The sequence below is a fragment of the Streptomyces mesophilus genome, assembly GCF_040300965.1.
GTDB classification, from domain to species: Bacteria; Actinomycetota; Actinomycetes; order Streptomycetales; family Streptomycetaceae; genus Streptomyces; species Streptomyces mesophilus_A.
On sequence record NZ_JBEPEW010000014.1, the window covers coordinates 30726 to 49715 of the forward strand.

At 71.2% G+C, this 18990-nt stretch carries 19 protein-coding genes and 2 pseudogenes; 11 read left to right on the top strand and 10 right to left on the bottom strand.

The features are described from left to right. The first annotated feature begins 95 nt into the window (after positions 1 to 95). Positions 96 to 512 carry a YciI family protein gene (locus ABT367_RS07945; RefSeq protein ID WP_352250711.1) on the top strand — a complete coding sequence of 139 codons (417 nt, stop codon included), beginning with the start codon at positions 96 to 98 and terminating at the stop codon, positions 510 to 512. 49 nt (positions 513 to 561) lie between these two features. Continuing rightward, positions 562 to 1794 (top strand): RNA polymerase sigma factor, encoded by a 1233-nt coding sequence (locus ABT367_RS07950; RefSeq protein WP_352250713.1) that lies wholly within the window; start codon positions 562 to 564, stop codon positions 1792 to 1794. Between the two features lie 68 nt (positions 1795 to 1862). Here the strand turns inward: ABT367_RS07950 and ABT367_RS07955 are convergent, their stop codons facing one another. Then, entirely contained in the window at positions 1863 to 2516 is a 654-nt protein-coding gene (locus tag ABT367_RS07955) for a hypothetical protein (protein ID WP_352250715.1), read from the bottom strand. Positions 2517 to 2712: 196 nt separating this feature from the next. On the opposite strand from ABT367_RS07955, the gene ABT367_RS07960 reads away from it, so the two are divergent. Then, entirely contained in the window at positions 2713 to 3864 is a 1152-nt protein-coding gene (locus tag ABT367_RS07960; protein WP_352250716.1) for a serine hydrolase domain-containing protein, read from the top strand. A 100-nt stretch (positions 3865 to 3964) separates the two neighbouring features. Here ABT367_RS07960 and ABT367_RS07965 read toward each other — a convergent pair whose 3' ends face one another. The 3 genes from ABT367_RS07965 to ABT367_RS07975 all read right to left on the bottom strand — a co-directional run bounded on the left by ABT367_RS07965 (position 3965) and on the right by ABT367_RS07975 (position 6800). After that, positions 3965 to 4807 (bottom strand): hypothetical protein, encoded by an 843-nt coding sequence (locus tag ABT367_RS07965; RefSeq protein ID WP_352250718.1) that lies wholly within the window; start codon positions 4805 to 4807, stop codon positions 3965 to 3967. 137 nt (positions 4808 to 4944) lie between these two features. Continuing rightward, complete coding sequence (locus ABT367_RS07970; protein WP_352250720.1) at positions 4945 to 5613, bottom strand: response regulator transcription factor; 669 nt, start codon at positions 5611 to 5613, stop codon at positions 4945 to 4947. After that, on the bottom strand, positions 5610 to 6800 hold the full coding sequence (locus tag ABT367_RS07975) for a sensor histidine kinase (protein ID WP_352250722.1): 1191 nt from the start codon (positions 6798 to 6800) through the stop codon (positions 5610 to 5612). The genes ABT367_RS07970 and ABT367_RS07975 overlap by 4 nt, the downstream gene beginning before the upstream one ends. A 132-nt stretch (positions 6801 to 6932) precedes the next feature. On the opposite strand from ABT367_RS07975, the gene ABT367_RS07980 reads away from it, so the two are divergent. The 3 genes from ABT367_RS07980 to ABT367_RS07990 all read left to right on the top strand — a co-directional run bounded on the left by ABT367_RS07980 (position 6933) and on the right by ABT367_RS07990 (position 10257). Next, a complete protein-coding gene (locus ABT367_RS07980) occupies positions 6933 to 7856 on the top strand; it encodes an ABC transporter ATP-binding protein (protein ID WP_352250724.1) in 924 nt (307 codons plus the stop codon). Beyond that, positions 7853 to 8686, top strand: a complete 834-nt coding sequence (locus ABT367_RS07985; protein WP_352250726.1) for an ABC transporter permease — start codon at positions 7853 to 7855, stop codon at positions 8684 to 8686. The genes ABT367_RS07980 and ABT367_RS07985 overlap by 4 nt, the downstream gene beginning before the upstream one ends. A gap of 83 nt (positions 8687 to 8769) precedes the next feature. After that, positions 8770 to 10257 (top strand): hypothetical protein, encoded by a 1488-nt coding sequence (locus tag ABT367_RS07990; protein ID WP_352250728.1) that lies wholly within the window; start codon positions 8770 to 8772, stop codon positions 10255 to 10257. Between the two features lie 32 nt (positions 10258 to 10289). Here the strand turns inward: ABT367_RS07990 and ABT367_RS07995 are convergent, their stop codons facing one another. Beyond that, positions 10290 to 10781, bottom strand: coding sequence for a GNAT family N-acetyltransferase (locus ABT367_RS07995; protein ID WP_352250730.1), 492 nt, complete (start codon positions 10779 to 10781; stop codon positions 10290 to 10292). Positions 10782 to 10994: 213 nt separating this feature from the next. On the opposite strand from ABT367_RS07995, the gene ABT367_RS08000 reads away from it, so the two are divergent. Continuing rightward, on the top strand, positions 10995 to 12128 hold the full coding sequence (locus ABT367_RS08000) for a serine hydrolase domain-containing protein (protein WP_352250731.1): 1134 nt from the start codon (positions 10995 to 10997) through the stop codon (positions 12126 to 12128). Between the two features lie 115 nt (positions 12129 to 12243). Here ABT367_RS08000 and sodN read toward each other — a convergent pair whose 3' ends face one another. Beyond that, positions 12244 to 12639, bottom strand: coding sequence for a superoxide dismutase, Ni (gene sodN, locus ABT367_RS08005; RefSeq protein ID WP_165335086.1), 396 nt, complete (start codon positions 12637 to 12639; stop codon positions 12244 to 12246). A 175-nt stretch (positions 12640 to 12814) separates the two neighbouring features. Between sodN and ABT367_RS41435 the strand changes: the two are divergent. Then, a pseudogene (locus ABT367_RS41435) lies at positions 12815 to 13057 on the top strand (S24 family peptidase); the annotation flags it as partial. A 79-nt stretch (positions 13058 to 13136) separates the two neighbouring features. On the opposite strand, the pseudogene ABT367_RS08015 reads toward ABT367_RS41435, so the two are convergent. Beyond that, positions 13137 to 13773: pseudogene (locus tag ABT367_RS08015) on the bottom strand (CGNR zinc finger domain-containing protein); the annotation flags it as partial. Between the two features lie 101 nt (positions 13774 to 13874). Here ABT367_RS08015 and ABT367_RS08020 point away from each other — a divergent pair. The 3 genes from ABT367_RS08020 (at position 13875) to ABT367_RS08030 (ending at position 16012) form a co-directional block, all read left to right on the top strand. After that, a complete protein-coding gene (locus tag ABT367_RS08020; RefSeq protein ID WP_352250737.1) occupies positions 13875 to 14636 on the top strand; it encodes a class I SAM-dependent methyltransferase in 762 nt (253 codons plus the stop codon). 132 nt (positions 14637 to 14768) lie between these two features. Beyond that, positions 14769 to 15257 carry a SigE family RNA polymerase sigma factor gene (locus tag ABT367_RS08025; protein ID WP_352250739.1) on the top strand — a complete coding sequence of 163 codons (489 nt, stop codon included), beginning with the start codon at positions 14769 to 14771 and terminating at the stop codon, positions 15255 to 15257. Continuing rightward, positions 15254 to 16012 carry a hypothetical protein gene (locus ABT367_RS08030; RefSeq protein WP_352250741.1) on the top strand — a complete coding sequence of 253 codons (759 nt, stop codon included), beginning with the start codon at positions 15254 to 15256 and terminating at the stop codon, positions 16010 to 16012. Before ABT367_RS08025 ends, ABT367_RS08030 begins: the two co-directional genes overlap by 4 nt. Positions 16013 to 16086: 74 nt before the next feature. Here the strand turns inward: ABT367_RS08030 and ABT367_RS08035 are convergent, their stop codons facing one another. The 3 genes from ABT367_RS08035 to ABT367_RS08045 are packed head-to-tail and all read right to left on the bottom strand — an operon-like array spanning position 16087 to position 18801. Further along, positions 16087 to 16854: an amino acid ABC transporter ATP-binding protein gene (locus tag ABT367_RS08035; protein ID WP_307813865.1), complete on the bottom strand. Its 768-nt coding sequence runs from the start codon at positions 16852 to 16854 to the stop codon at positions 16087 to 16089. Beyond that, positions 16851 to 17792, bottom strand: a complete 942-nt coding sequence (locus ABT367_RS08040; RefSeq protein ID WP_352250743.1) for an amino acid ABC transporter permease — start codon at positions 17790 to 17792, stop codon at positions 16851 to 16853. The genes ABT367_RS08035 and ABT367_RS08040 overlap by 4 nt, the downstream gene beginning before the upstream one ends. Positions 17793 to 17829: 37 nt before the next feature. Further along, a complete protein-coding gene (locus tag ABT367_RS08045) occupies positions 17830 to 18801 on the bottom strand; it encodes an ABC transporter substrate-binding protein (protein ID WP_352250745.1) in 972 nt (323 codons plus the stop codon). Between the last annotated feature and the right edge of the window lie 189 nt (positions 18802 to 18990).

Below are 18990 nucleotides of genomic sequence, written 5' to 3' on the forward strand. Positions count from 1 at the left end.
AAGATGCGGGCGGGCTGTCGAGAGACACCCGCCCGCTCCGACGTCTCCTGTGCAAGCCGCTCGGGCAGGGTGGCCGTGAACTAGGAGTGACTCTCATGAAGTACCTCGTGATGGTGCAGGGCTCGAAGGCCGACTACGACGCCATGAGCGGGCAGGCGAACGAGCACAGTCCGGCCTGGAGCGAGAAGGATCTGCAGGCCATGTACGCGTTCATGACCGATCTCAACAACGATCTCGCGGAGTCGGGGGAGATGGTCGACGGGCAGGGTCTGACCTCGCCCGCGCAGCAGCGGTCCGTCTTCCGCGGCGCCGACGGCAAGGTGGTCGTCACCGACGGGCCGTACAGCGAGACGAAGGAGCTGCTCGCGGGCTTCTGGATCCTCGACTGCGAGTCGGTCGAGCGGGTCACCGCGATCGCCGAGCGGATCACCGAATGTCCGCAGCCCGAGGGGGCGCCCTTCTATCCCGTGATCATTCGGCCGATCGACTCCGGTGCCGGGGGCGACGTATAGGAGTCCCCGGAAACCCCGGGATACTCGAACCCCAAGCCCAAGGTGATGCGTGAGTCGGGAGTACGGAGTCGAGGACCTGCTGCGCACCAACGCGCCGCAGGTCCTCGGCGCGCTCGTGCGGCGGTACGGGCACTTCGACCTCGCCGAGGACGCCGTACAGGAGGCGCTGCTCGCGGCGGCCGAGCAGTGGCCCGACGAGGGCACGCCCGGCAATCCGCGCGGCTGGCTGATCCGGGTCGCCTCGCGCCGGCTCACCGACCGGCTGCGCAGCGAGCAGGCGCGGGCCCGGCGCGAGGAGGAGGCCGCGCGGCTCGCGCCGGCCGACTCCTGGACCGCGCCGCCGCCCGGTGAGTCGCGGGCGCCGTCCGAGGACGACACGCTCACGCTGCTCTTCCTGTGCTGCCACCCGGAGTTGACGCCCGCCGCGCAGATCGCGCTCACGCTGCGCGCGGTCGGCGGTCTGACCACAGCCGAGATCGCGCGGGCGCATCTGCTGCCCGAGGCGACGATGGCGCAGCGGATCAGCCGGGCGAAGAAGACGATACGAGGGGTGCCCTTCCGCCAGCCCGGTCCGCAGGACCGTGATCAGCGTCTCGCGGCCGTTCTGAAGGTCCTCTATCTCATCTTCAACGAGGGCTATACGGCGACCTCCGGTACGGAGCTGCACCGCGCCGACCTGGCCCGCGAGGCCATCCGTCTCACGCGGGCCGTCCGCAGGCTGCTGCCCGTCGAGGGTGCCGTCACCGGTCTGCTCGCGCTGATGCTGCTCACCGACGCCCGCGCCCCGGCGCGCAGCGGACCGCACGGCGAGCTGATCCCGCTGGACGAGCAGGACCGTTCGCTGTGGGACCGCCCGGCCGTCGACGAGGGGCTGAAACTGGTCGAGGAGGCGCTCGCGCAGGGCCCCGCGGGGCCGTACCAACTCCAGGCGGCCATCGCCGCGTTGCACGACGAGGCGGAGCGGGCCGAGGACACGGACTGGCCGCAGATCCTCGCCCTGTACGACCTGCTCGTCCGCCAGGCGCCCGAGCCGATGGCCCAGCTGGGGCGGGTGGTGGCGGTGGCGATGGTGCGCGGGCCCGAGGCCGGACTCAAGGAACTCGCCGCCCTGGAAGAGGTGTTGGGGTCGCACTACCGCTTCTTCGCGGTACGGGCCCATCTTCTGGAGAAGTCCGGTGATCCGGACGGTGCGAGGGCCGCCTACGGCGCCGCCGCCGAAGGGACGCTGAGCCGGCCCGAGCGGCGCTATCTGCGGGCCCGGGCGGCACGTCTGCTGCCCTGAGAGCCTGCTCCCGGCGCGCTGCCCCTGCCGGGTTGGGCCTTCAGTCCTGCCCCTGCCGGGTTCAGCCCTCAGCCCTGCCCCTGCCGGGCCTGCATCCGCGTCCTGTGCCCCCGCCGGTCCGGGCGCCCGATGTGCCCCGCGGGCCGGCGGAGCTCACCGAGCCACAGCGCGGGCGCATGCTGCCGGAGCCCCGCCATCACCGCATCGCGGGCCCCCGCCCGGAACGGCAACTGGTAGTGCACCCGCGGCAGATCGGGCCCCGGCGGATCCGTATCGCGTACCAGCGGCCAAAGGACCGGATCGTCGCGGTCGACCGGGCCCTGCGGGTACAGCTCGAGTGAGTACAGCTTGGTGCCGCGGCCGAGGCGGCTCCAGTGCACGGCGACACCGGTCAGGCCGTCCCACGGGATCACGGCGCGCGCCGTGCCGTTGTCCCACCAGAAGCCGGTCCTGTCGAAGAGCGCGCGGGCGTTGCGCCCTTTGTACGTGGCGATCAGCGCGAGCACGCCGAGCGCGACGAAGCCGAGCATCAGGACGACGCCCACATAGCCCGCGGCGGGCGGCGGTCTGCGCTGCTCGCCCACGATCACGCTCACCGCACCCGCCACACCGAGCAGCCCCACGGCGATCACCACCAGCGCGATCGGCACGGCGAGGCTCGCGCTGTTGGTGGTCCGCACCACGAGGGCGTCCGGGGACGGCTGGGGTATCGGTGTCGGCATGGTGCAGGAGTGTAGGGACGGGCCGTGCGGTGTGCGGGTGTTCCCCGGGGTTACAGGGAGTCCCGTCTCCCGCGTACGAAAGGACGGGTGCTGTGCCCGAGTCGCCGGCGCCCGATGGGGGACGGGACGGGGAATGCCCAGGCCATCCGCCCAGTTGACCCCGTACGAAACGAAGCGGACGAAGCGAGGGGGAGACATGGCGGACACGGCTCGGGCTCATGTGGCGGGCGAGGTCGCGGCGGGATTCGAGGCCGTACGGGAGGAGTTCGCCGCCGTCGTGGCGCGTGAGCCCGCCGACACCGGCGCCCAGCTCGTCGTCCACCACGACGGCCGGCGCGTGGTCGACCTGTGGGCCGTGACGGACGCGGGGGAGACCGGGGACGAGCTCGCACCCCTGTACTCGGTGACCAAGGGCGCGGCCTATCTGGTCACCGCGCTGCTCGTCCAGGACGGTGTGCTCGATCTGGACCGCGAAGTCGCCCACTACTGGCCGGAGTTCGCCGCCGAGGGCAAGGGTGCGCTCACCCTGCGCGGACTGCTCCAGCACCGCTCCGGCGTGATCGGCGTGCCGGGCGGCGCGAGCGTCGAGGAGCTCGCCGACGACCAGGCGCTCGCCGCCCGTCTCGCCGGGCAGGTCCCGCTGTGGCAGCCCGGCACGGCGTACGGCTATCACGCGCTGGTGATCGGCGCGCTGGTCGGCGAAGTGGTGCGCCGCGCCACCGGGCGCACCGTGCAGGAGATCTACGAGGAGCGGCTGCGGGCTCCCTACGGTCTCGACTTCCACCTGGGCCTGCCCGAGAAGGACGCGGCCCGTACGCGTGATGTGCTGCCGATGCGGCCGACCCCGGAACAGGCCGCCGAGCTGCGCAAGTCGGTGCCGTCGCAGGCGCTGCGGACCGCGTTCAACATCGACGGCACGCCCGACATCACGGTCTACGGCAACTCGCCCCTGGTGCGCGCCAAGGGCCCCACGTCGGCCGGCGGCATCGGCAACGCGCGGGGCGTGGCCGGTATGTACGCGGCGGCGCTGACCGGGCTCGACGGTGGGCCCGCGCTCCTCAAGCCGGAGACGCTCGCGCAGTTCTCCGGGACCGGGACGGCCGGCGCCGATGTCGTCACGGGCGAGGACCGGCACTTCCTCGTCGGCTTCGAGGCGCAGCAGGTCCGCTACCCGTACCTGGGCGCCGACGCCTTCGGCCACTGCGGCGCGGCGGGCGCGGAGGCCTGGGCGGACCCGTCGACGGGGCTCACCTATGCGTATGCGCGGCGGCTGTGGGCGTTCCCGGGCGGCCCCGCGCCGGAGAACCTGCGCCTCGGCGAGGTCGTGTTCCGGGCGGCCACGGCCTGACGGAGCCGTTCCGTTCAGGCGGCGGGCCCGGCGGCCGTTCCGCCTGGACGGCGGGGCCTGAGCACGCGGAGGCGGTGGACCCGGGGCCGGACGGTCGGGTTCAGTGCGTGCCGTCCTTCCGGAGCAGCCTCCGGACCGAGTCGGCCATCGTCGTCGCGAACCGTTCCCGTGTGCTCTCGTCGACCCGGTCCAGGGAGAGGTACGGATTGAGGTCCTCCAGCTCCACGAGGAGCAGCGCACCGTCGGGTGCGCGGCAGGCGTCGACGCGCTGGATGCCGGAGGTCAGGGTGTTCCACGCGATGAAGCTCCGGGCGAACTCCAGGTCGGCGGCGGTGGGTTCGTACGGCACGAGCTCCCAGCGCCGCTCCGGGTCGGGGGCGTACAGGGCGTACTGGAAGAGGTCGTCGATGAAGTAGAAGGACACCTCGTACCGGAACGGGATCTTCGGCTGGACCAGGATCCCGTCCTCGTACGGGAGCGTCGTGAGCTCGTCGGGGGAGACCGTGCGCAGCCCCAGCGAGTCGGCGCCCAGCTTCGGCTTGACGATGTACGCGTCCGCGGCCGGGAGCAGACGGACGTCCTCGGCCCGGTCGACGGTGAAGATCACGGGCAGGCCCTCGGCGGTGAGGTCGACGAGGTAGTCCTTGCCGGCCATGTCGCCCCGGCCGTCCGGGGTGTTGTAGACGTGGACGCCGTTCACGAGGGTGGCATGGACGAACGCCTCGCGCTCGGCGAGGTGGTTGAGCACCGGGCCGCTGTTGCGGACGACGACCGCGTCGAAGCCGTCCGCCAGTGCGGTGGCGTCCAGCGGATGGCACAGCGCGAGGTCGAAGTGCTCGCGCAGCCGCGCCGTCAGCGCGATGTCCTCGTCGCAGTAGCGCCGGCCGCGGGCCGGGTAGGCGAGGTCGGTCACGTAGAGGATGCGGGGCTTGGCGGACGGCATGGCGGTCCTTCGGGGCGGCGGATGGTTGCGTCTTCAAGTTACCTTCGGCCGTCTCCCGCGGTCAGCGGGGCCCCGGACCGTCCTTTTCAGCGGAGTCCTGGACCGTCCTTGGCCGGCATTCCCCTGGGCCGCCTCGGTCAGCTTTCCCCCGCACCACCCGTGCTCACCAACCCCGCCTCGTACGCGAGGATCACCAGCTGTACGCGGTCGCGGGCGTCCAGTTTGGACAGCAGTCGGGTCACATAGGTCTTCGCCGTGGCGGGGGAGATGGTCAGTTCCCCGGCGATCTCGGCGTTCGTCAGGCCCGAGCCGATGAGGGTGAGGACCTCGCGTTCGCGGACGGTGATGGCGGTCAACTCGCGTACCGGGGCGGCCCGTTCCTTCCTGGCCGACGCGAAGTCCCTGATCAGCCGGCGGGTGACCGCAGGGGCGAGCAGACCGTCGCCGGCGGCCACCACCCGTACCGCGTCGAGTATCTGCTCGAGGGCCATGTCCTTGACCAGGAAGCCGGCCGCCCCGGCCTGCAGCGCGCCGTACACGTACGCGTCGTCGTCGAAGGTCGTCAGAACGATGATCTGCGCCGCGGACGGGCCCGCCACGATCTGCCGGGTGGCTTCGATGCCGTCCATCACCGGCATACGGATGTCCATCACGATCACGTCGGGGGCGGCGTCCACGGCGAGCCGCACCGCCTCCGCGCCGTCGCCGGCCTGGCCGACCAGCTCCAGATCCGCCGCGTCCGCGATCACCATCTGCAGCGCGGCGCGCACCAGCGGCTGGTCGTCGACCAGCGCGACCCGGATCACGCCGTGGCCTCGGGCAGGGGCAGCCGGGCCGCGACCCGGAAGCCGCCGCCCGTGCGGGCGCCCGCGCTGAACTCCCCGTTCAGGAGCGCCACCCGCTCGCGCATCCCCACGAGCCCGAACCCTCCGCCGGGGCCGCCGGGACCGCGGCCGCGATCGGTGACCTCCAGGGCGAGTTCGCTCTTCCCGTACTCCACACGCACCTCACAAGCCGCCGTCTTCGCATGGCGTACGACATTGGTGACCGCCTCCTGGACGAGGCGGTACGCGGCCAGATCGATGTCCGGCGGCAGCGGGCGGCGGGCACCCTGCCAGGTCAAGGCAGTGCGCACGCCCGCCGCCGAGGTCGACTCGGCAAGCCGGTCGAGGTCCGACAGGCCTCGCATCGGGGAGAGTTCGGGCTCACGCAGGGCGCCCAGCATCCGGCGCAGACCCGCCAGGGTCTCGCGGCCCGCCTCCTCCACGGTGCGCATCGCCTCGCTCGCACGGTCCGGCTGGGTGTGCACCACGCGTGCGGCCGCGCCCGCCTGGAGCGCGATGATGCCGATGCTGTGCGCCACCGTGTCGTGCATCTCGCGGGCGATGCGCAGGCGTTCGGCGGTCACGGCCTGTGCGGCGGCCTGCGTCTGGAGGGCGGCGGCGTGGGCGCGGGCCTGGTGGGTCGAGTCGCCGACGAACCAGGCGACGAGGACGGTGATGAGGACGGCGAGGAACTGGGCGGTGTCGATATTGGCGCCCATCGCCCGCCGTACCGCCACCGGGAAGACCAGGACCGCGAGGGCGAAGGAGGCGGCGGCGACGCTGGTCCCGCGCGGGTGGCGGACCGCCACGCAGTACAGGGCGAAAGCCGGCGCGAGGAACGCCACCACGTCGAACTGGTCGGCCTTGCCGAGCGTCGCGGCCGCCCAGCCGGAGCCGGCGAGGAACAGTGCGTACCCGATGAGCGGCCGGTCGCGCAGCAGCCGGCTGCCGGCCACGACGGTGGCCGCGGCCGCCGCGATGAGCGACCAGCCGAGGAGGCCGGGGGAGAACGACGGCTGCGCCTGGCCGTTCAGGAGCACTTCTCCGGGCAGCAGGAAGAACTCGTCGAGCAGGACGAACGTGTACGCGGCGAACCAGAGGACCACGGCCCACGACTCGGGGCGTATGCGGCGGGGCAGCGGGGCCCTGTCGGCCGATGTCGCGGTCATGCAGTGATCGTAATGAGGCGCACGGCCCCGGTCATCGGCCCGGAGCTGTACACCCTGGGGTGACATCAGCGGCCCCAAGTGTCAGCGACGGCTGGACGTCCCGGCACCGCCGTGCCCGGCACCGTGGTCCCCATGATCGAGGTCAAGGAACTCACCAAGCGATACGGCAGCACCGCAGCCGTCCAGAATCTGACGTTCACCGTACGGCCGGGACGCGTCACCGGTTTCCTCGGCCCGAACGGGGCCGGGAAGTCCACGACCCTGCGCATGGTCCTCGGCCTGCACGCCCCGACGGGCGGCACCGTCACCGTCGACGGCCGGCCCTTCGCCGACCGGCCGCGCGGACTGCGCCACGTCGGTTCCCTGCTCGACGCCCACGACGTGCACGGCGGCCGCAGCGCCCGCGCCCAGCTCGCGGCCCTGGCGCGCAGCAACCGTATCCCGCGCACCCGGGTCGACGAGGTGCTCGCCGAGGTCGGCCTGGCCGAGGTCGCGCACCGGCGGATCGGCGGCTACTCGCTCGGCATGAAGCAGCGTCTCGGCATCGCCTCGGCGCTGCTCGGCGACCCGCCCGTGCTGCTCTTCGACGAGCCGCTCAACGGGCTCGACCCCGAGGGCGTGAAGTGGGTCCGCGAGCTGCTGCGGCGCCTGGCGGACGAGGGCCGTACGGTCTTCGTCTCCAGCCACCTGATGTCGGAGATGGAGCACACCGCCGACGAGTTGATCGTGATCGGCCGGGGCGAGCTGATCGCGGCGGAGTCCCTGGACACCTTCTCGGCCCGCGGCACCCGCCGCCACGTCACGGTCCGTACGCCCGAGGCCGGACGGCTCATCGACCTGCTCACGGCGGCGGAGGCGACCGTCACCTCGTACGGCGAACGCCTGGAGGTCACCGGGCTCGACGCCCCCGAGATCGCCCGCGTGGCCCTCGACCACCGCATCCTCCTGCACCACCTGTCCACGGAGAACGCCTCCCTGGAACGGGCGTTCATGGAACTCACCGCGGACAGCGCCCAGTACGTATCCGCCGACCTCGCCGCTGGAGCCCCCCGATGACGTTCGCACTCGCCGCACCGGCCGCCGAACCCCGCGCCCGCTTCCGTGACTTGACCGCCGCCGAGTGGATCAAGATCCGCTCCCTGCGCTCGATGCCCCTCGCCTACGGCACCACCGCCCTCGCCGTCCTCGCCTTCAACCTGGGCGGCGCCTACGACACGTACACCTACTGGAACGCGCGGAGCGCGGCCGACCGGGCGCAGTTCGTCGGGGACGGCATCCCGCTGCAGCACGCCTTCAATCCCAACGCCGCGCTCGTGATGATGCTCGCTCTCGGTGCGATCGGGGCGTTCGCGATCGTCAGCGAGTACAGCACCGGAACGATCCGTACGACCTTCGCGGCGGTCCCGGCGCGCGGCGCGGTGCTTGCCGCGAAGGCGGCGGTGCTCGGGGCACTGACGACGGTGTTCGGGCTGCTCCTTGCCGCCGCCTCGTTCTTCGGTACGCAGGCGATCCTCGGCGCACGGGGCGCGGGCGTCGGACTGGACCACCCCGGCGCGCTGCGCATCCTGCTCGCGTCGGCCCTGCTCGCTCCGGTCAGCGCGCTGACGGGCTTCGCGCTCGGCGCGCTGGTCCGGCAGACCGCGACCACGATGATCGCGACGGTGACGGTCCTGCTGTTCCTGCCGATCGCGCTCACGGACGGCCGCTACTGGTCGGCGCTGCTCGGCCACTCCCTCCCGTACCAGGCCTGGCTCCGCCTCGTCGAACCCCACTACGTGGCCCCGCAGTTCGGCTGGACGGAAGCCGGCGCCTGGACGGTGTTCGCGGTGTGGGCGCTGGTGTCGGCGGCGGTGGCCGTGGTGTGCGTGCGGCGGCGGGACCAGTGAGCCGGGGGCGGTGGGTCCGTGAGCGCCGCGGCCGTGGCCGGTGCTCGGATGCGGGTCCTGCGCCCTCCTCGTACGGTCGGCCCATGCAACGCACCGCCGTCGATGGCGTGACTGTCCTGTGGGCCGATGCGCCCGGCCCGCTGAGGGCCGCCCTGACCTTCGGGTGCGGGGTGAGGGACGAGACGTTCCGGTCCTTCGGGGTCACCCATATGGTCGAGCACCTGGCGATGGGAACGCTGCCCCGGCTGCACTTCGAGCACAACGCCATGGTCGGTCTGGAGGAGACCGCGTTCCTGGCCGCGGGGCGGCCCGAGCAGATCGCCATGTTCCTCGGGGCCGTGTGCGGCGCGCTGAGTGATCTGCCGCTGGAGCGGATGGAGCGCGAGGCGGGGGTGCTCGCCGCGGAAGGCACCTCGCCGGTGCCCCTGCCGATGGCCGCCGTTCTCAACCAGCGTTACGGGAACGCCGGTTACGGTCTCGCCCCGCTCGCGGGCCCCGGCTACGACCGCCTCGACTCCGCTGCCGTACGCGCCCATTGCGCCGCCCACTTCACCCGCTCCAACGCCGTACTGCAGCTGACCGGCCCCGTACCGGAGGGATTGCGACTGCCTCTCCCGGACGGACCGCCCGCGACCGCGGCTCCGTGCCGCGTCGTGCGGCACGGCCCTGGATACGACTTCGCGCCCATCGAAGGCGCCGCTCTCGGACTCGCCCTCCCCTACGACGCGCCGGCCGCCACCCTCGGGCACGCCCTCCTGGAACACCGGCTCACCGAGCGGGCTCGCAGGGAGCGCGGGCTGAGCTACTCCGTGCAGTACGAGATCGTCCAGCGGGACAGCACCACCTTGGACGCGGTCATCTGGCTGGACTCGCGACCCGAGCAGGACCAGGTGGTGGCCGAACTGCTGTGGGACGAGGCGCTGCGCCTGGCACGCGAGGAGCCGGGGTCCGCCGAGCTCAAGGAGGAGATCGAGGGCTTCCGGGAAGCGGGGGCGAGATTCGGCGCCGTCGAGGAGGAGCTCTCCCGGGCCGCGACGGCCGAGCTCAACGGAGTCCTGTACCGCCCGGCGCAAGAACGCCTCGACCGGCTGCAGTCCGTCACGCCCGCCGAGGTGACGGCCGTCTTCGCCGACGCGGTCCGCAGCGCGCTGCTCGCTGTCGCGCAGGGCACCGAGCCCCGGTTGCGCACACCCGACGGGGTCGCTCTGCCCCGTGCGGGCAGCGCCGATCCCGCCGGTGACCTCCCCGACGGCAGGGTCTTCCGGCCGCCCCTTGTGGCCCGTGCGATCTGGCCCGGGGCGCGCAGGGCGCGGCTCGTCCTCACCGCTGACAGCATCGGCATGCGCGACCCGGGCGGCGACGTCCAGGTGATCCCGTTCCGCGAGGTCGTGGGCATGGAGAAGAGGGGCGAGGCCAGGGTGGTCTTCGGTGCCGACGGAGCAGCGATCGCCGTGCTCCCGGACCAGTTCGGCTCAGGAGCGGGCACCGTCGCGAAGGTGCTGGACGAGAAGGCCGCGGGCCCGCTCGTCTTCGAACGGTCCGCGTTGCACCCCGCCGACGAGGACGACTGAGGTCCCGTCAGGAGCGCGGGTCGAAGCGCCCGTCAGGCAAGGGCTTTGGCGAACCAGTGGTCGGCGCGGCCGTGGCCCACGTAGGGCGCCGTCTCCTCGTAACCGTTGCGCAGGTACAGCGTCCTGGCCTCGGCCAGCTGGGTGTTGGTCTCGCAGACGATGCGGGTGGCGCCGAGCTTCACGGCGGCCTCCTCGACGGCGCCCAGGAGTCCGCGGCCCAGGCCCGCTCCGCGTCCGGCGGGACGTACGTACATCCGCTTGAGCTCGGCCGTCGTCGGGTCGGCCGGGAGCAGCCGCAGCCCCACGCAGCCCAGGAGCTCACCCTCGCCGCCCCGCGCCACCAGGAACTCCCCGTCGGGCGGGGCGAGATCGCGGTGCGGATCACGGGTGATGACGGCCTGCACCTCGGCCGCACTGACCGCCCGGCCGAGGACCCGCCGCCCCATCTCGGCGAAGTACTCCCGCATCACCTCGTCGATCCCGGCGCCGGTGACGGGCTCCGCGCTGATGCTCCAGATCGCCATGCGCGCCATGCTCCCCGACCGGCCCGGCCCCAGTCCATGGCCGTGCGCGAACGCGCGAGGCCCGTGGTCGTATGCGGTCTCCTTGCGCTCACTGCCTGCGGACAAGGCTTGCCCGAGGGCAGCGGTACGCGCGGAAAGGCTTGCCCGAGGGCAGCGGTACGGGTCGAATGAGCACCGCAGACGCAAGATCGGCACGGCAGCCCGGGAGGGTGTATGGCAGTCCACGGCGCGGTGGCCGCCGGTTTCGAGGGCGTGCGGGAGGCGTTCGGCGCCTTCATCGCGGGCCAGGAGCACGACCCGGGCGCCCAGTTGGCGGTCCACCGGGGCGGTGAGCGTGTGGTGGACCTGTGGTCGGACGCGGTCGGCGCCGAGTCGCTGCTCGGTGTCTTCTCGTCCACCAAGGGCGCGGCGTATCTGGTGACCGCGCTCCTGGTCCAGGACGGCGTGCTCGACCTGGACCGCACCGTCGCCTCGTACTGGCCGGACTTCGCGGCCGAGGGCAAGGGCGGCATCACCCTGCGGGAACTGCTCGCCCACCGGGCCGGGTTGGTCGGTCTTGACGCCGGCTTCACCCCGGAGGAAGGGGCCGACGACCGGGCGATCGCGGCCCTGCTCGCCGGGCAGCGCCCCTTCTGGCAGCCGGGAAGGTTCTTCGGTTACCACGGCTTCGTGATCGGAGCACTCATCGGCGAGGTGGTGTTCCGGGTGACCGGGCGTACCCTGCAGGAGTGGTACGAGCAGCGGATCCGCGCCCCGTACGGCCTGGACCTGTGGCTGGGCCTGCCCGAGTCCGAGGAGCCGCGCTACCTCACCACCCTGCCGATGCTCCTGACCCCGGAGCAGCGGGCCGAGGCCGACGCCGAGGAGCGCAGCCCGTACAGCCTGGCCGGAATCGCCTACAACGAGCACGCGCCCGGCAACGTCGAGCTGTACGACTTCCCCAACTCCCGCCTCGTCCGCGCGAAGGGCCAGGCGTCGGTGGCGGGCATCGGCTCCGCGCGGGGCCTCGCCGGGATGTACGCCGCGGCGGCGTTCGGCCTGGGCGGGGACGGGCCCCTCCTGAAGCCGGACACGGCCGCCGAGTTCGCCCGCATCCACTCCTCGGGCACGGACCTGGTGAGCGACTCACCGAAGTCGTTCGGCCTGGGGTTCAGCAGCATCGGCCACCACTTCGACTGCGTCGGAGCCGGCGCCTTCGGCCACAGCGGCGCGTCGGGCTCCCTCGCCTTCGCCGACCCCCGCCAGGGCTACGCCTACGCGTACACCCGCCGCCGGTACGCCTACCCGGGCGGCGCGGCCCCGGAGAACTGGCCGCTGCTGCGCGCGGTGGTCCGGGCACAGGCCTGACGCGGACCCGTCGCAACGCAAGGGACCCGGCCGCATGACGCGACCGGGTCCCTCACGTGGATCCGCCGACCTGCGATGGTGCACCGATCGCAGACCATGGCGAACAGGCCTTGGATCAGGCCTTCTTGGTCTCCCAGAAGATCTTGTCGATCTGGGCGATGTAGTCCAGCGCCTTCTGGCCCGTGGCCGGGTCGACCGATCCCTTCGCGGCCGAGAGGGCCTTGAGGGTGTCGTTCACCAGCTGGTGCAGCTCCGGGTACTTCTCGAAGTGCGGGGGCTTGAAGTAGTCGCTCCACAGCACCGAGACGTGGTGCTTGGCGAGCTCGGCGCGCTGCTCCTTGATGACAACGGCGCGAGCCTGGAAGTGCGGGTCGTCGTTCGCCGCCATCTTCTCCTGGACGGCCTTGACGGACTCCGCCTCGATACGGGCCTGGGCGGGGTCGTACACACCGCAGGGCAGGTCGCAGTGGGCGCTGACCGTCACCTTGGGGGCAAACAGGCGGGAGAGCATGTAGCTGTCCTTCCTCGTGATCGTCTTCTCAAGTGGGAGATTACTCCCTGGGAAGGTGAGATTCGCGGGTGCCCCCGACGGCTTAGGTCAAAAGTCCAGGGTGACCCTGGGACCCGTGGACGATCCCACTGCACACTGATAGGTGGGCGGCGACACGGCTGGCGGGAGGTGCCTGATGCGGGAGTCGGTGCGAGTGGGCGAGGGCAGAGTGCCGTTCGGGATCGCCGAGGTGCACGGGCCGTCGATGGTCCCCACGCTGCACCACGGCGACCAGCTGCTCATCCGGTACGGGGTGCGCATCCGGCCGGGTGACGTGGTGGTGCTCCGTCATCCGTTCCAGCAGGACCTGCTGGTCGTCAAGCGCGCCGTGGAGCGGCGCGAGGGCGGCTGGTGGGTGCTCGGGGACAACTCCTTCGCCGGCGGGGACAGCACGGATTACGGGACCGTGCCCGAGGAGCTGGTGCTCGCCAAGGTGCTCGGGCGCTACCGGCCGCGGGCCGAGGGCCGGCGGCTGCTGCTCTGGCTCTACTCGGCGGTACGTCCCGTCTTCGCGTCCCGGTCCGTGCGGGCCGCCGCCTCCTCGCGCTTGCGGGCCCGGTAGGCCGCGACATTGGCGCGGGTCGCGCAGCGGTCCGAGCAGTAGCGGCGCGAGCGGTTGGTCGAGGTGTCGAGATAGGCGTTGCGGCAGGGCGCCGCCTCGCACAGGCCGAGACGGTCGACGCCGTGCTCGGTGAGGTGGAAGGCGAGCCCCATCGAGGCGATCGCCGCATAGCCCGCGGTCGCGTTCGACGGGTGGTCCGCGAGATGCATGTGCCACAGCGGGTTGTCCTGGTCGTCACGGTGGTCGTGCCCGGAGATCTGCGGGCTCACCGGGAACTCCAGGAGCAGGGAGTTCAGGAGGTCGACCGCGAGGGTCTCGTCCCCGCTGTCGGCCGCTTCGAACACCGCGCGCAGCCGCCCCCGCACCGAACGGAAGCGCGTCACGTCCGCGTCCGTCGCGCGCCGCGCCGCCGACTGATTGCCGCCGAACAGCGCACGGACCGCCTCGACGCCGGTCAGCGCATCCTTGCCGCGGGCCGGCTCCTCGCTGTTGACGAGACGCACTGCGTAGTCCGCGTAATAGGTCAGTTCCACTTGTAGTCCTTACGGATGCGGTCTATCTTCGTCGTACGGAAGTAATGGGCGGAGCCCTGATCGGGGGCTTACGTACAGGGTATTACCTACGGAGGGGAACCATGACGGACACCCACACCACCACGGACTGGCGTGCTTGGCAGGACAGCTGGGACCGGCAGCAGCAGTGGTACCTGCCGGACCGCGAGGAGCGGTTTTCGGTCATGCTCGACATGGTGGAGGCCCTGGTCGGTCCGAAGGCGCGGGTGCTGGATCTGGCATGCGGTACGGGGAGTATTACGGACCGGCTCCTCAAGAGGTTCCCCGAGGCCGTGAGTACCGGCGTGGACCTGGACCCGGCGCTGCTCACCATCGCCGGGGGCACCTTCGCGGGCGACGGCCGCGTCACCTTCGTACGGGCGGACCTCAAGGATCCGCACTGGGCCGCGAAGCTCCCGTACGACAGCTACGACGCCGTGCTCACCGCGACCGCGCTGCACTGGCTGCACAGCCCCGAACTCGCCGTCCTGTACGGGCAGATCGCGGATCTCGTCCGCGTGGGCGGGGTCTTCATGAACGCCGACCACATGCCGGACCCGGCCACCCCGCGGATCAACGCCGCCGAGAGCGCCCAGCGCAACGCGCGCGCCCGGCAGGTCAAGTCCGAGGGCGTCCTCGACTGGAAGGAGTGGTGGCAGCTCGCCGCCGCCGATCCGGTCCTCGCCGGCCCGACGGCCGAGCGCTTCGAGATCTACGGCGACCATGCGGACGGCGACATGCCCTCGGCAGACTGGCACGCCCGCACCCTGAGGGACATGGGCTTCGCGGAGGCCCGCACGGTCTGGGCCTCGCCGGCGGATTCGCTGGTGCTTGCGCTCAAGTAGCCCTTGCGGCAGACGGCTTCGGAGGCGGTACGGAATTTCCGTACCGCCTCTGCTGCGTCCTGCGGACCTGTCCACCGCACCTGTAGGAGTGAGACGGTCCGTACCCGGTGGGCCGCGGGCGGAGGGGGAGGGATGGGGCGAGGGGCGGAGGACACCCTGCACGCCTTTGTCGAGGGCAGACGTACGGCGCTGTTCCGCAGCGCGTATCTGCTGTGCGGCGATCGGCACGAGGCCGAGGACCTCGTACAGACGACGCTGGTCAAGGTCGTGCTCGGGGCGCGGCGCCACGGGCGGATCGACCATCTCGAGGCGTATGCGCGCAAGACGCTCGTCAACACCTTCATCGCCGCCCGTCGCCGCTTCTGGCGGCGCGAGCAGGCGTACGGCGAAGTGCCGGACGGGCCAGGGGTGTCGGTCGACAGCGACACGGGACTGATGGTGCGGGCCGCGCTCGCACGGCTCGCACCCAAGCAGCGGGCGGTGCTCGTCCTGCGGTACTGGGACGACCTGAGCGTCGCCGAGACCGCCGAGCTGCTCGGCATGCGCGAGAGCACGGTCAAGAGCCATGCGGCGAGGGGAATCGCGGCGATGCGGGCCGCGGTGCGGGAGGAGCACGTATGAGTGAGCGGCAGGCTGTACGGGAGTTGCTGGAGCGGGCCGTGGAGCGGGTGCCGGTTCCGGTGGGGCGGGACGCGGAGGCGGTGTTCGCTCGGGCCGGGCGGGTACGGCGGCGGCGTCGCGCAGCTGCCGTCGGGGTCGGGGCGGCCGTGATGGCGACGGGCATCGTGCTCGGCGCCGGGGTGCTGCCCGGCCGGGTGAGCGCCGAGGTCGCGGCGTCACCCGCCGGGGAGACCGGCGGCGCCGGCGGGATCGAGGACCTGCTGCCCGCCGGGATCGGCGAGGTCCGGGAGGTGTCGCTGGTGCGGCTCATCAAGGGCGCCCCGGACGCCGAGCCGGTCGAGGACGTCGGTCCGTACGACGGGGACTACGCGGTCGAACGGGGCGGCGGTGCCGGGTATGTCTCGGTGCGGGCGTACCCCCCGGACCCTGACCTCGACCCGGGTGACCCGTGCGTGTATCTCCAGGACAAGCCGAAGACGAGCAGCAGGATGGCGGACTGCGTCACCGAGCGGCTGCCGGGCGGGGCGCGCCTGTCCATCTGGCGGATGACGGCCGCCGCAGACGAGGCGGGGCTGCAGCCACGGCGGGGCACCGAACTGGCCGCGCGCCTCGAGCTGAAGGACGGCACCGTGCTCTCCGTCCTGAACTCCACGGGCTGGTTGGGGCCAGGGCAGCTGGGCCCCCTCCTGGACTCGTTCCCGCTGACCCGGGAGCAGTTGCGTGAACTGGTCCTGAAACCGCAGCTGTTGCCGTAGCGGCAAGCGACTGAGCCGCAAAACGGCAGGGGCGGTACGGGAATCCCGTACCGCCCCTGCCGTATGAGAAGGGGCTACAGCACCTTCGACAGGAACGACTGCGTCCGCTCGTGCTGCGGATTCGTCAGTACGTCGCGCGGGTTGCCCGCCTCGACGACCACGCCCTCGTCCATGAAGACCAGGGAGTCGCCGACCTCGCGGGCGAAGCCCATCTCGTGCGTGACGACGATCATCGTCATACCGTCCTCGGCGAGGCCCCGCATGACGTCGAGGACGTCACCGACCAGCTCCGGGTCGAGCGCCGATGTGGGCTCGTCGAAGAGCATCAGCTTGGGCTCCATCGCGAGCGCACGGGCGATCGCGACGCGCTGCTGCTGGCCGCCGGAGAGCTGGGACGGGTAGTTCCCGGCCTTGTCCGCCAGGCCCACACGGTCGAGCAGCCGCTGGGCGCGCTCGCGCGCCACGGCCTTGGACTCGCGCTTGACCTGGACCGGAGCCTCCATGACGTTCTCGAGCGCCGTCATGTGCGGGAACAGGTTGAAGCGCTGGAAGACCATGCCGATGTCCCGGCGCTGCAGGGCGACTTCGCTGTCCTTGAGCTCGTACAGCTTGCCGTTCTTCTCGCGGTAGCCGACCAGCTGGCCGTCGACCGAGAGCCGGCCGCCGGAGATCTGCTCCAGGTGGTTGATGCACCGCAGGAACGTCGACTTGCCCGAACCGGACGGGCCGATGAGGCAGAACACCTCACGCGGCGCGACCTCGAGGTCGATGCCCTTGAGGACCTCGACGCTGCCGAACGACTTGTGGACGTTCTCGGCCTTGACCATGGGAACCGCGGTCATCGGAGACCTCCCGACAGATTGCGCGACGGGATCAGAGCGGCCTTCAGGCGCTGGACCGGCGTCGGCGGGAGCGAGCGTGTGGAGCCCTTGGCGTAGTAGCGCTCCACGTAGTACTGACCCACGGACAGGATCGAGGTCATCACCAGGTACCAGGCGGCGGCGAGGAAGTACATCTCGACGGTGGCCGTCGAGCGTTCACCGATCTGCTGGGTGACCCGGAACAGGTCGAGGTACTGCACCGCCGAGACCAGCGAGGTGGTCTTCAGCATGTTGATGACCTCGTTGCCCGTCGGCGGCACGATCACCCGCATCGACTGCGGGATCACGATGCGGCGCAGGGTCTTGGAGTGGCTCATGCCGAGCGCGTGCGAGGCCTCGGTCTGGCCCTCGTCGACCGAGAGCAGACCGGCGCGGCAGATCTCCGCCATGTACGCGGCCTCGTTGAGGCCCAGGCCGAGCAGCGCCGTCAGCATCGGCGTCATGAAGTCCGACCACTGGTCCTTGTAGAACGGACCGAGGTTGACGTACTCGAAGACCAGGCCCAGGTTGAACCAGACGAACAGCTGGACCAGGACCGGGGTGCCGCGGAAGAACCAGATGTAGAACCAGGCGATGCTGCTGGTCACCGGGTTCTTCGACAGCCGCATCACGGCGAGCAGGACACCGAGGACGACGCCGATGACCATCGCGAGGATGGTCAGCTTCATCGTCTCGACGACACCGTCGAGGATGCGGTCGTTGAAGAAGTAGTCGGGCAGCGCGCCCCAGTTGATTTTGTCCGACTGGGCGAACGCGTAGACGATCGCGACGAGGATGCCCAGCGCGATCAGAGCCGAGACGTAGCGCAGCGGGTGGCGGACCGGGATGGCCTTGATGACCTCCGGTCCGCCGCCGCGGGCGCCGCCCGGGCCGTCCGTCTTGTTGACGTCAGCAGTCACGGGTGTTGCCTTTCAAACCAGCGGGTGCCGGAACCGGTCACTTGCCGCCGTTGATGGCGGCTTCCTTGACGGCGCCGTCCGCAACGCCCCACTTCGAGATGATCTTGTCGTAATCGCCGCTCTTGATGACGGCGTCGAGCGCGGCCTTGAGGGCGTCGCGCAGCTGGTCGTTGCCCTTGGCCACGGCGATGCCGTAGGGGCCGGCCTCGACCTGGTCGCCGACGATCTCGAAGTTCTTGCCGCCGCCCGAGTTCTTCACGCTGTACGCGGCGATCGGGAAGTCCGCGGAGACGACGTCGGCGCCGCCGCCGCGCATCCGGGTCTCGGCCTCGGGGTTGGTCGGGAAGTCCTCGACCTTGAGGGCCGGCTTGCCGTCCGTCTTGCACTTCTTGGCCTGGTCGTTGGCCAGGTCAAGGGAGAAGGTGGCCTGCTGTACGGCGATGGTCTTGCCGCACAGGTCGTCCCAGGTCTTGATGCCCTGGGTCTCGCCCTTGTTGGTGTAGAGGGAGACGCCCGCGACGAAGTAGTCGACGAAGTCGACGCCCTTGCCGACCTTCTTGCCGGTGTCGCCGTCGATGCCTTCCTGGCGGTCCTTGGTGTCGGTCATGGCCGACATGGCGATGTCGTAGCGACCGCCGCCGAGGCCACCGATCAGGTCGGCGAACTTGCCGTTCTCGAACTTGAACTCGACGCCGAGCTGCTTGCCCATGGCCGCGGCGATGTCCGGGTCGATACCGACGGTCTTGCCGTCCTCGTCCACGTACTCGACGGGCGCGTACGCGATGTCCGAACCGACCTTGATGACGCCCTTGTCCTGGATCTCCTTGGGCAGCTTGTCGAAGAGCGGCGCCGAGGTCTTCTCGCCGGCCTTCGTCGAGTCGCCCTCCTTGCCGCTGTCCTTCGTCTGGTCGCCGCAACCGGTCAGGATCAGCGCGCCGGCGACCGCGATGGCGCCGACCGCGGCTATCCGGGACTTGGCGGTCGTACGACGGGTGGTGCTTGCGGTCATGGGGGTCCTCCGGCAGATGTGTGCTGATGAGGGAGCGATCAGCGGTCGTGCACACGGCTTCGGGTGTCGCGACCTTGTGTGATTACGGCATCTTGCCATTCGGACTAGGCGATTCAGGGTGCCGCCCATGTCAAAATCGGATAACGGGTGCGCGAGGGGGCATCGAACCCCGTGATCCCAAGGGTGAGC

What these genes read in the sequence shown, in the direction of transcription:
- ABT367_RS08025 (WP_352250739.1), top strand. Translation starts at nt 14,769, where the DNA reads ATGGGGCGAGGGGCGGAGGACACCCTGCACGCCTTTGTCGAGGGCAGA.
- ABT367_RS07945 (WP_352250711.1), top strand. Translation starts at nt 96, where the DNA reads ATGAAGTACCTCGTGATGGTGCAGGGCTCGAAGGCCGACTACGACGCC.
- ABT367_RS07985 (WP_352250726.1), top strand. Translation starts at nt 7,853, where the DNA reads ATGACGTTCGCACTCGCCGCACCGGCCGCCGAACCCCGCGCCCGCTTC.
- ABT367_RS07960 (WP_352250716.1), top strand. Translation starts at nt 2,713, where the DNA reads ATGGCGGACACGGCTCGGGCTCATGTGGCGGGCGAGGTCGCGGCGGGA.
- ABT367_RS08030 (WP_352250741.1), top strand. Translation starts at nt 15,254, where the DNA reads ATGAGTGAGCGGCAGGCTGTACGGGAGTTGCTGGAGCGGGCCGTGGAG.
- sodN (WP_165335086.1), bottom strand. Translation starts at nt 12,639, where the DNA reads ATGCTCTCCCGCCTGTTTGCCCCCAAGGTGACGGTCAGCGCCCACTGC.
- ABT367_RS08000 (WP_352250731.1), top strand. Translation starts at nt 10,995, where the DNA reads ATGGCAGTCCACGGCGCGGTGGCCGCCGGTTTCGAGGGCGTGCGGGAG.
- ABT367_RS07975 (WP_352250722.1), bottom strand. Translation starts at nt 6,800, where the DNA reads ATGACCGCGACATCGGCCGACAGGGCCCCGCTGCCCCGCCGCATACGC.
- ABT367_RS07990 (WP_352250728.1), top strand. Translation starts at nt 8,770, where the DNA reads ATGCAACGCACCGCCGTCGATGGCGTGACTGTCCTGTGGGCCGATGCG.
- ABT367_RS08035 (WP_307813865.1), bottom strand. Translation starts at nt 16,854, where the DNA reads ATGACCGCGGTTCCCATGGTCAAGGCCGAGAACGTCCACAAGTCGTTC.
- ABT367_RS08020 (WP_352250737.1), top strand. Translation starts at nt 13,875, where the DNA reads ATGACGGACACCCACACCACCACGGACTGGCGTGCTTGGCAGGACAGC.
- ABT367_RS07980 (WP_352250724.1), top strand. Translation starts at nt 6,933, where the DNA reads ATGATCGAGGTCAAGGAACTCACCAAGCGATACGGCAGCACCGCAGCC.
- ABT367_RS07955 (WP_352250715.1), bottom strand. Translation starts at nt 2,516, where the DNA reads ATGCCGACACCGATACCCCAGCCGTCCCCGGACGCCCTCGTGGTGCGG.
- ABT367_RS07995 (WP_352250730.1), bottom strand. Translation starts at nt 10,781, where the DNA reads ATGGCGATCTGGAGCATCAGCGCGGAGCCCGTCACCGGCGCCGGGATC.
- ABT367_RS07965 (WP_352250718.1), bottom strand. Translation starts at nt 4,807, where the DNA reads ATGCCGTCCGCCAAGCCCCGCATCCTCTACGTGACCGACCTCGCCTAC.
- ABT367_RS08045 (WP_352250745.1), bottom strand. Translation starts at nt 18,801, where the DNA reads ATGACCGCAAGCACCACCCGTCGTACGACCGCCAAGTCCCGGATAGCC.